Annotated in this window: 10 protein-coding genes, 1 tRNA gene and 1 rRNA gene; all 12 read left to right on the forward strand. The window is 35.5% G+C overall.

Annotated features, from left to right (window positions below):
• Positions 1-3: 3 nt before the first annotated feature.
• Complete coding sequence (pth, locus tag GEZ85_RS01085) at positions 4-573, forward strand: aminoacyl-tRNA hydrolase (protein WP_153208996.1); 570 nt, start codon at positions 4-6, stop codon at positions 571-573.
• Positions 574-4,077: a transcription-repair coupling factor gene (mfd, locus tag GEZ85_RS01090; protein ID WP_153208998.1), complete on the forward strand. Its 3,504-nt coding sequence runs from the start codon at positions 574-576 to the stop codon at positions 4,075-4,077.
• Between the two features lie 57 nt (positions 4,078-4,134).
• Positions 4,135-4,401 carry an RNA-binding S4 domain-containing protein gene (locus GEZ85_RS01095; RefSeq protein WP_001234978.1) on the forward strand — a complete coding sequence of 89 codons (267 nt, stop codon included), beginning with the start codon at positions 4,135-4,137 and terminating at the stop codon, positions 4,399-4,401.
• Positions 4,394-4,762, forward strand: a complete 369-nt coding sequence (locus GEZ85_RS01100) for a septum formation initiator family protein (RefSeq protein WP_153209000.1) — start codon at positions 4,394-4,396, stop codon at positions 4,760-4,762. Before GEZ85_RS01095 ends, GEZ85_RS01100 begins: the two co-directional genes overlap by 8 nt.
• Before the next feature lie 4 nt (positions 4,763-4,766).
• Entirely contained in the window at positions 4,767-4,889 is a 123-nt protein-coding gene (locus tag GEZ85_RS10475; protein WP_265475854.1) for an SP_0009 family protein, read from the forward strand.
• Positions 4,882-6,150 carry a serine hydrolase gene (locus GEZ85_RS01105; protein ID WP_153209002.1) on the forward strand — a complete coding sequence of 423 codons (1,269 nt, stop codon included), beginning with the start codon at positions 4,882-4,884 and terminating at the stop codon, positions 6,148-6,150. The genes GEZ85_RS10475 and GEZ85_RS01105 overlap by 8 nt, the downstream gene beginning before the upstream one ends.
• Entirely contained in the window at positions 6,147-7,424 is a 1,278-nt protein-coding gene (gene tilS, locus GEZ85_RS01110) for a tRNA lysidine(34) synthetase TilS (RefSeq protein ID WP_153209004.1), read from the forward strand. Before GEZ85_RS01105 ends, tilS begins: the two co-directional genes overlap by 4 nt.
• 4 nt (positions 7,425-7,428) lie before the next feature.
• Entirely contained in the window at positions 7,429-7,971 is a 543-nt protein-coding gene (gene hpt, locus GEZ85_RS01115; RefSeq protein WP_153209006.1) for a hypoxanthine phosphoribosyltransferase, read from the forward strand.
• Positions 7,972-7,986: 15 nt separating this feature from the next.
• A complete protein-coding gene (gene ftsH, locus GEZ85_RS01120) occupies positions 7,987-9,945 on the forward strand; it encodes an ATP-dependent zinc metalloprotease FtsH (RefSeq protein WP_153209008.1) in 1,959 nt (652 codons plus the stop codon).
• 121 nt (positions 9,946-10,066) lie between these two features.
• Complete coding sequence (locus GEZ85_RS01125) at positions 10,067-10,546, forward strand: sigma-70 family RNA polymerase sigma factor (protein ID WP_153209010.1); 480 nt, start codon at positions 10,067-10,069, stop codon at positions 10,544-10,546.
• Between the two features lie 92 nt (positions 10,547-10,638).
• Positions 10,639-10,710 (forward strand) — tRNA-Glu (locus GEZ85_RS01130).
• Between the two features lie 242 nt (positions 10,711-10,952).
• Positions 10,953-11,031 (forward strand): 16S ribosomal RNA (locus GEZ85_RS01135); the annotation flags it as partial.

Genomic DNA, 11,031 nt, shown 5'->3' on the forward strand with positions numbered 1-11,031 from the left:
TAAATGACCAAATTACTTGTAGGATTAGGAAATCCAGGGGATAAATATTTTGAAACAAAACACAATGTTGGATTTATGTTGATTGACCAACTAGCGAAGAAACAGAATGTCACTTTTACACATGATAAGATATTTCAAGCTGACCTAGCATCCTTTTTCCTAAATGGAGAAAAAATTTATCTTGTCAAACCAACGACATTTATGAATGAAAGTGGAAAAGCGGTTCATGCTTTATTGACTTATTATGGTTTGGATATTGAAGATTTACTCGTTATTTACGATGATCTTGACATGGAAGTTGGGAAAATTCGTTTAAGAGCAAAGGGATCCGCAGGTGGTCATAATGGTATCAAGTCTATTATTCAACATATAGGGACTCAGACCTTTAATCGTGTTAAGATTGGAATCGGAAGACCTAAAAATGGCATGTCAGTTGTTAACCATGTTTTGAGTACCTTTGACAAGGATGATTATATCGGTATTTTACAGTCTATTGACAAGGTTGACGATTCTGTAAATTACTATTTACAAGAGAAAAATTTTGAGAAAACGATGCAGAGGTATAACGGATAAATGTTAACCTTATTAGATTTATTATCAGAAAATGATCAGATAAAAAAATGGTATCAAAATCTGACAGATAAGAAAAGACAATTAATGTTAGGCTTGTCAACTTCTACAAAAGCTTTAGCAATTGCTAGTAGTTTGAGACAGGAAGATAAGATTGTGTTATTGACGTCAACTTATGGAGAAGCAGAAGGACTTGTTAGTGATCTTATCTCTATCTTGGGTGAGGAACTTGTCTATCCATTTTTGGTAGATGACTCCCCTATGGTCGAGTTTTTGATGTCTTCACAAGAAAAAATCATTTCACGGGTTGAAGCCTTGCGTTTTTTGACTGATTCATCTAAGAGAGGGATTTTAGTTTCTAATATCGCAGCAAGTCGATTGATTTTACCGTCTCCCAATATATTCAAAGATAGTATTGTAAAAATAACAGTTGGTGAAGAATATGACCAACACGCACTTATCCATCAGTTAAAAGAGATAGGCTATCGAAAAGTTACTCAAGTACAAACTCAGGGCGAATTTAGTCTGCGAGGAGATATTTTAGATATTTTTGAAATATCCCAGTTAGAACCTTGCCGAATTGAGTTTTTTGGTGATGAAATTGATGGAATTCGTACTTTTGAAGTCGAAACACAATTATCGAAAGAAAATCAGACAGAACTCACCATCTTTCCAGCTAGCGACATACTTTTGAGAGAAAAGGATTATCAACGAGGACAGTCAGCTTTAGAAAAACAAATTTCAAAAACGTTATCACCTATTTTAAAATCATACTTAGAAGAAATTCTTTCAAGTTTTCATCAAAAAAAAATTCATTTAGATTCTAGGAAGTTTTTATCTTTGTGTTATGACAAGACATGGACTGTTTTTGACTATATTGAAAAAAATACCCCAGTATTCTTTGATGATTATCAAAAATTAATGAATCAGTATGAAGTCTTTGAAAGAGAATTAGCACAATACTTTACAGAAGAATTACAGAACAGTAAAGCATTTTCTGAGATGCAGTATTTTGCTGATACAGAGCAAATCTATAAAAAACAGAGTCCGGTTACCTTTTTCTCTAATCTGCAAAAGGGGTTAGGAAATCTCAAGTTTGACCAAATTTATCAATTTAATCAATATCCTATGCAGGAGTTTTTCAATCAATTTTCTTTTCTAAAAGAAGAAATTGAGCGATACAAAAAAATGGATTATACTATTATCCTGCAGTCTAGCAATTCAATGGGAAGTAAAACATTGGAGGATGTTTTAGAGGAATACCAGATTAAATTGGATTCCAGAGATAAGTCAAGTGTTTGTAAAGAATCTGTAAACTTAATCGAGGGTAATCTCAGACATGGTTTTCATTTTGTAGATGAAAAGGTTTTATTGATAACTGAACATGAGATTTTTCAAAAGAAATTGAAACGTCGTTTTCGAAGACAACATGTTTCAAACGCAGAGAGATTAAAAGATTACAATGAACTTGAAAAAGGAGATTACGTTGTTCACCATATCCATGGAATTGGTCAATATCTAGGGATTGAAACAATTGAAATCAAAGGGATTCACCGTGATTATGTTAGTGTTCAATACCAAAACGGGGATCAAATCTCTATCCCAGTGGAACAAATTCATCTACTTTCCAAATACGTTTCAAGTGACGGTAAAGCACCTAAACTCAATAAATTAAATGATGGTCATTTCAAAAAAGCAAAGCAAAAAGTTAAGAACCAGGTAGAGGATATAGCTGACGATTTAATTAAACTTTATTCTGAACGCAGCCAGTTGAAGGGTTTTGCTTTCTCAGCTGATGATGAGGATCAACATGCTTTTGATGATGCCTTCCCTTATGTTGAAACGGATGATCAACTTCGTAGTGTTGAGGAAATCAAGAGAGATATGCAGGCTTCTCAACCAATGGATCGACTTTTAGTTGGGGATGTTGGTTTTGGAAAGACTGAAGTTGCTATGCGTGCAGCCTTTAAGGCAGTCAATGATCACAAACAGGTTGTCGTTCTAGTTCCGACGACGGTTTTAGCGCAACAGCACTATACCAATTTTAAGGAACGATTCCAAAATTTTGCAGTTAATATTGATGTGTTGAGTCGCTTTAGAAGTAAAAAAGAGCAGACTGAAACACTTGAAAAATTGAAAAACGGTCAAGTTGATATTTTGATTGGAACACATCGTGTTTTGTCAAAAGATGTTGTATTTGCTGATTTGGGCTTGATGATTATTGATGAGGAACAGCGATTTGGTGTCAAGCATAAGGAAACCTTGAAAGAATTGAAAAAACAAGTAGATGTCCTGACCTTGACAGCAACGCCAATTCCTCGTACCCTTCACATGTCTATGCTGGGAATCAGAGATTTGTCTGTTATTGAAACTCCGCCGACTAATCGTTATCCAGTGCAAACCTATGTTTTGGAAAAGAATGATAGTGTGATTCGTGATGCGGTCTTGCGTGAAATGGAGCGTGGAGGTCAAGTTTACTATCTTTACAATAAAGTTGACACGATTGATCAGAAGGTTTCAGAATTACAGGAATTGATTCCAGAGGCTTCGATTGGTTATGTTCATGGGCAAATGAGTGAGATTCAGTTAGAAAATACTCTACTGGATTTCATTGAAGGTCAGTATGATATTTTAGTGACGACTACCATTATTGAGACAGGGGTGGACATTCCAAATGCTAATACTTTATTTATTGAGAATGCGGACCATATGGGCTTGTCAACCTTATATCAGTTAAGAGGAAGAGTCGGTCGTAGTAATCGTATTGCTTATGCCTATCTCATGTATCGTCCAGAAAAATCAATCAGTGAAGTCTCCGAGAAGAGATTAGAAGCGATCAAAGGATTTACAGAATTGGGCTCTGGATTTAAGATTGCAATGCGAGATCTTTCGATTCGCGGAGCAGGAAATCTTTTAGGAAAATCCCAGTCTGGTTTCATTGATTCTGTTGGTTTTGAATTGTATTCGCAGTTATTGGAGGAAGCTATTGCTAAACGACATGGTAATGTGAACACAAGAACCAAAGGGAATTCTGAGTTGATTTTACAAATTGATGCCTATCTTCCTGATACTTATATTTCTGATCAACGACATAAGATTGAAATTTACAAGAAAATTCGTCAAATTGACAACCGTGTCAATTATGAGGAGTTACAAGAAGAGCTGATGGACCGTTTTGGAGAATACCCAGATGTGGTTGCTTATCTTTTAGAGATTGGTTTAGTCAAGTCATATTTGGATAAGGTATTTGTAGAACGTGTGGAAAGAAAAGACAATAAGATTACAGTTCAATTTGAAAAAATCACTCAGCGACTGTTCTTGGCTCAAGATTATTTCAAAGCTTTATCCGCAACGAACTTAAAAGCAGCCATAGCTGAGAATAAGGGATTAATGGAAGTTGTATTTGATGTTCGAAACAAGAAGGACTATAAAATTTTAGAAGGTCTGCTTATTTTTGGAGAAAGTTTATTAGAGATAAAAGTGTCGAAAGGAGGCAATTCCCTTTAACATTTTTCTTCTATAAAGTAGATAAAAATGATACAATAATAATTTGAGGTAATAAAAATGAGATTAGACAAATATTTAAAAGTATCAAGAATTATCAAGCGTCGTACAGTCGCAAAAGAAGTAGCAGATAAAGGCAGAATCAAGGTAAATGGAATCTTGGCCAAAAGTTCAACGGACTTGAAAGTTAATGACCAAGTTGAAATTCGTTTTGGAAATAAGTTGCTACTTGTAAAAGTACTGGAGATGAAAGATAGTACAAAAAAAGAAGATGCAGCAGGCATGTATGAAATTATCAGTGAAACACGGGTAGAAGAAAATGTCTAAAAATATCGTACAATTGAATAATTCTTTTATTCAAAATGAACACCAACGTCGTCGCTATCTGATGAAAGAACGACAAAAACGTAATCGTTTCATGGGTTGGGTTCTTATTTTGATGATTTTATTGTTCATTTTACCAACTTATAATCTTGCTCAAAGTTATCACCAATTACTTCAAAGACGTCAACAGTTATCAGACTTGCAAACTCAGTATCAAACCTTGAGTGAGGAAAAGGAGAAAGAGACAGCTTTTGCTACAAAGTTGAAAGATGAGGATTATGCTGCCAAATATACACGAGCGAAGTACTATTATTCTAAGTCGAGGGAAATAGTTTATACGATTCCTGACTTGCTTCAAAGGTGATAAAATGGAAAATTTACTAGATGTAATTGAGCAATTTTTGAGTCGATCAGATGAAAAGCTGGCAGAGTTGGCTGATAAAAATCAATTATTGCGTTTACAAGAAGAAAAGGAAAGGAAGAATGCGTAAATTCTTAATTATTTTGTTGCTACCAAGTTTTTTGACCATTTCAAAAGTTGTTAGCACAGAAAAAGAAGTAGTCTATACTTCGAAAGAAATTTATTACCTTTCACAATCTGACTTTGGTATTTATTTTAGAGAAAAGCTAAGTTCTCCTATGGTTTATGGAGAAGTTCCTGTTTATGCGAATGAAGATTTAGTTGTAGAATCTGGAAAGTTAACTCCAAAAACAAGTTTCCAAATAACTGAGTGGCGCTTAAATAAACAAGGAATTCCAGTATTTAAGTTATCCAACCATCAATTTATTGCTGCAGACAAACGATTTTTATATGATCAGTCAGAGGTAACTCCAACAATAAAAAAAGTATGGTTAGAATTTGATTTTAAACTGTACAATAGTCCTTATGACTTAAAAGAAGTGAAATCATCCTTATCAGCTTATTCTCAGGTATCAATCGATAAGACCATGTTTGTAGAAGGAAGAGAATTTCTACATATTGATCAGACTGGATGGGTAGCTAAAGAATCAACTTCTGAAGAAGATAATCGGATGAGTAAAGTCCAAGAAATGTTATCGGAAAAATATCAGAAGGATTCATTTTCTATTTATGTTAAGCAACTGACTACTGGAAAAGAAGCTGGTATCAATCAAGATGAAAAGATGTATGCAGCTAGTGTTTTGAAACTCCCTTATCTTTATTATACGCAAGAAAAAATAAATGAGGGGATTTATCAGTTAGATACGACTGTAAAATATGTATCTGCAGTCAATGATTTTCCAGGTTCTTATAAACCAGAGGGAAGTGGTAGTCTTCCTAAAAAAGAGGATAATAAAGAGTATTCTCTCAAGGACTTAATCACAAAAGTATCTAAAGAATCTGATAATGTAGCTCATAATATATTGGGTTATTACCTTTCAAACCAATCGGATGCAACATTTAAGTCCAAGATGTCTGCTATTATGGGAGATGATTGGGATCCGAAAGAAAAATTGATTTCTTCTAAAATGGCTGGAAAGGTTATGGAAGCTATTTATAATCAAAACGGATTTGTATTGGAGTCCTTGACCAAAACAGATTTTGATAATGAGCGCATTGCCAAAGGTGTTTCTGTGAAGGTAGCTCATAAAATTGGAGATGCGGACGAATTTAAGCATGATACGGGTGTTGTCTATGCAGATTCTCCATTTGTGCTTTCTATTTTTACTAAGAATTCTGATTATGATACGATTTCTAAGATAGCCAAGGATGTTTATGAGGTTCTAAAATGAGGGAACAAGATTTTTTAAATCATTTTCTCAAGAAGGGATATTTCAAAAAGCATGCTAAAGTGGTGCTAGCTCTTTCTGGTGGATTAGATTCTATGTTTCTATTTAAGGTATTGTCTACTTATCAAAAAGAGTTAGAAATTGAATTGATTCTTGCTCATGTGAATCATAAGCAGAGAGTAGAATCAGATTGGGAAGAAAAGGAATTAAGGAAGTTGGTTGCTAAAGCTGGACTTCCTATTTATGTCAGCAATTTTTCAGGAGAATTTTCAGAAGCGCGTGCACGAAATTTTCGCTATAATTTTTTTCAAGAGGTCATGAAAAAGACAGGTGCGACAGCCTTAGTCACTGCCCACCATGCTGATGATCAGGTGGAAACGATTTTGATGCGTTTGATTCGAGGTACTCGTTTGCGCTATCTATCAGGAATTAAGGAGAAGCAAGTGGTCGGGGATATAGAAATTCTTAGGCCCTTCTTGCATTTTCAGAAAAAAGACTTTCCACTAATTTCTCACTTTGAAGATACATCAAATCAGGAAAATCATTATTTTCGCAATCGTATTCGAAATTCTTATTTACCAGAATTAGAAAAAGAAAATCCTAGATTTAGAGATGCAATCTTAAGTATCGGAAATGAAATTTTAGATTATGACCTAGCTATAGCTGAATTATCAAAGAATATTGATGTGGAAAATTTACAACAGTTATTTTCTTATTCTGAGTCAACACAAAGAGTCTTACTTCAAACTTATCTGAATCGTTTTCCAGATTTGAATCTTACAAAAGCTCAGTTTGATGAAGTTCGACAGATTTTAAAATCTAAAAGCCAGTATCGTCATCCGCTTAAAAATGGCTATGAATTGATAAAAGAGTACCAACAGTTTCAGATTTGTAAAATCAGTCCGCAGGCTGATGAAAAGGAAGATGAACTTGTGTTACACTATCAAAATCAGGTATCTTATCAAGGATATTTATTTTCCTTTGGGATTCCATTAGAAGGTGAATCAATTCAACAAATACCTGTTTCACGCGAAACATCCATACACATTCGTTATCGAAAACCAGGAGATGTTTTGGTTCAAAATGGGCATACAAAAAAACTCAGACGTCTATTTATTGATTTGAAAATCCCTATGGAAAAGCGGAAATCTGCTCTGATTATTGAGCAATTTGGTGAAATTGTCTCAATTTTGGGAATTGCGACCAGTAATTTGAGTAAAAACACGAAAAATGATATAATGAACACTGTACTTTATATAGAAAAAATAGATAGGTAAAAAAATGTTAGAAAACGATATTAAAAAAATCCTCGTTTCACACGATGAAATTACAGAAGCTGCTAAAAAATTAGGTGCTCAACTCACTAAAGACTATGCAGGAAAAAATCCAATTTTAGTTGGAATTTTAAAAGGATCTATTCCTTTTATGGCTGAATTAGTTAAACATATTGACACACATATTGAAATGGACTTCATGATGGTTTCTAGCTACCATGGTGGGACAGCAAGTAGCGGTGTCATCAATATCAAGCAAGATGTGACTCAAGACATCAAAGGAAGACATGTTTTATTTGTAGAAGATATCATTGATACAGGTCAAACTTTGAAGAATTTGCGAGATATGTTTGTTGCAAGAGATGCAGCTTCTGTTAAGATTGCAACCTTGTTGGATAAACCAGAGGGACGTGTTGTAGAAATTGAGGCTGACTATACCTGCTTTACTATCCCAAATGAGTTTGTAGTAGGTTATGGTTTAGACTACAAAGAAAATTATCGTAACCTTCCTTATGTTGGAGTATTGAAAGAAGAAGTGTATTCAAATTAGAAAGAACAATTTTTAATGAAAAAACAAAATAATGGTTTAATTAAAAATCCTTTTCTATGGTTATTACTTATTTTTCTCCTAGTTACAGGTTACCAGTATTTTAGTACAGGTAGTGTTGCAGGGAAAAGTGAGCAGATTAATTATACAGAATTGGTAAAAGAAATTACCGATGACAATGTAAAAGAATTAACTTACCAACCAAATGGTAGTGTTATCGAAGTTTCGGGTGTTTATAAAAATCCTAAAACGAGTAAAGAAGAAACAGGTATCCAGTTCTTTTCTCCTTCTGCTACAAAAGTAGAGAAATTTTCAAGTATTATTCTTCCTTCAGATACTACCGTATCAGAATTGCAAAAACTTGCTTCTGACCATAAGGCAGAAGTAACTGTTAAGCATGAAAGTTCAAGTGGTATGTGGATTAATATTCTTGTATCCATTGTGCCATTCGGTATTCTGTTCTTCTTCCTATTCTCTATGATGGGAAATATGGGAGGAAATAATAGCCGTAACCCGATGAGTTTTGGACGTAGTAAGGCCAAAGCTGCAAATAAAGAAGATATTAAAGTAAGATTTTCAGATGTTGCTGGAGCTGAGGAAGAAAAACAAGAACTAGTTGAAGTTGTTGAATTCTTAAAAGATCCAAAACGATTTACAAAACTTGGAGCCCGTATTCCAGCAGGTGTTCTTTTGGAGGGACCTCCAGGAACAGGTAAAACTTTGCTTGCTAAGGCAGTCGCCGGAGAAGCAGGTGTTCCATTCTTTAGTATCTCAGGTTCTGACTTTGTAGAAATGTTTGTCGGAGTTGGAGCTAGTCGTGTTCGTTCTCTTTTTGAAGATGCCAAAAAAGCAGCACCAGCTATTATCTTTATCGATGAAATTGATGCTGTTGGACGTCAACGTGGAGTTGGTCTTGGCGGAGGTAATGACGAACGTGAACAAACCTTGAACCAACTCTTGATTGAGATGGATGGTTTTGAGGGAAATGAAGGGATTATTGTCATCGCTGCGACAAACCGTTCAGATGTACTTGACCCTGCCCTTTTGCGTCCAGGACGTTTTGATAGAAAAGTATTGGTTGGCCGTCCTGATGTTAAAGGTCGTGAAGCAATCTTGAAAGTTCACGCTAAAAATAAACCTCTGTCAGACGATGTTGATTTGAAATTAGTGGCTCAACAAACCCCAGGTTTTGTTGGAGCAGATTTAGAGAATGTCTTGAATGAAGCGGCTCTAGTTGCTGCTCGTCGCAATAAATCGATAATTGATGCTTCAGATATTGATGAAGCAGAAGACAGAGTTATTGCTGGACCTTCTAAGAAAGATAAGACAGTTTCACAAAGAGAACGTGAATTGGTTGCCTACCATGAGGCTGGACATACCATTGTTGGCCTAGTCTTATCGAATGCCCGTGTTGTTCATAAGGTTACAATTGTACCAAGAGGTCGTGCAGGTGGTTACATGATTGCACTTCCTAAGGAAGATCAAATGCTTCTATCTAAAGAAGATATGAAAGAGCAATTGGCTGGCTTGATGGGTGGACGTGTAGCTGAAGAAATTATCTTTAACGTCCAAACTACAGGAGCTTCAAACGACTTTGAACAAGCGACTCAAATGGCGCGTGCAATGGTTACAGAGTACGGGATGAGTGAAAAACTTGGTCCAGTTCAATATGAAGGAAATCATGCCATGTTTGGTGCACAAAGTCCTCAAAAATCAATTTCAGAACAAACAGCTTATGAAATTGACGAAGAGGTTCGTTCATTATTGAATGAGGCACGAAATAAAGCCGCTGAAATTATTCAGTCAAATCGTGAAACTCACAAGTTGATTGCAGAAGCATTATTGAAATACGAAACATTGGATAGTACACAAATTAAAGCTCTTTACGAAACAGGAAAGATGCCTGAAACAGTCGAGGAGGAATCTCATGCACTATCTTATGATGAAGTAAAGTCAAAAATGAATGATGAAAAATAACCCAAAGAGAGGCAAGCCCTCTCTTTTTTGTGCAGTTGAGGCGGTGTAGGGAACAGAATAGGCGAAAAGGCCCCAATTAAGTTCTTGATTTGTTAGACTGTATCTAGAAAGGGGGAAGCTTATGCTTAAAAAATTGTATGAAGAAGTCCAAGGAATTGTATACAAGTGTAGAAATGAATATTACCTTCATTTATGGGAGTTATCGGATTGGGACCAAGAGGGAATGATCTGCTTACATGAATTGATCAGTAGAGAAGAAGAACTGGTAGAAGATATTCCACGCTTACGTAAATATTTCAAGACTAAGTTTCGTAATCGAATTTTAGACCATATCCGTAAACAAGAAAGTCAGAAGCGTAGATATGATAAAGAACCTTATGAAGAAGTGGGAGAGATTAGTCATCGTATCAGTGAGGGAGGTCTGTGGCTAGATGAGTATTATCTCTTTCATGAAACACTAAGAGATTATAGAAACAAACAAAGCAAAGAGAAGCAAGAAGAGTTAGAACGCATCTTAAGACATGAACGCTTCCGAGGGCGTCAAAGAGTTCTAAGGGACTTGCGTATTGTGTTTAAAGAGTTTGATATCCGTAGTCGGTAAGAAGCCATGTAAAAAAATGAAAAAAATAGAAAAAAGTAGTTGACAAAGTTAGAAAAGTCGGTATAATAGTAAGAGTTGAAAACACCAACTCTGGTCCGTTGGTCAAGGGGTTAAGACACCGCCTTTTCACGGCGGTAACACGGGTTCGAATCCCGTACGGACTATGGTATGTTGCGGATGGAACACTTGATGAAAAAAGTTCAAAAAAGTTTCAAAAAAGTGTTGACAAGCGAAAGTGCCTGTGATATACTAATATAGTTGTCGCTTGAGAGAAGCGAGTGACAAAGACCTTTGAAAACTGAACAAGACGAACCAATGTGCAGGGCACTACAACTAAGGTTGTAGTACTGAACAATGAAAAAAACAATAAATCTGTCAGTGACAGAAATGAGTGAGAACTCAAACTTTTAATGAGAGTTTGATCCTGGCTCAGGACGAACGCTGGCGGCGTGCCTAATACATGCAAGTAGAACGCTGAAGGAGGA

The organism is Streptococcus mitis (assembly GCF_009496205.1).
Taxonomy (GTDB): Bacteria; Bacillota; Bacilli; order Lactobacillales; family Streptococcaceae; genus Streptococcus; species Streptococcus mitis_BN.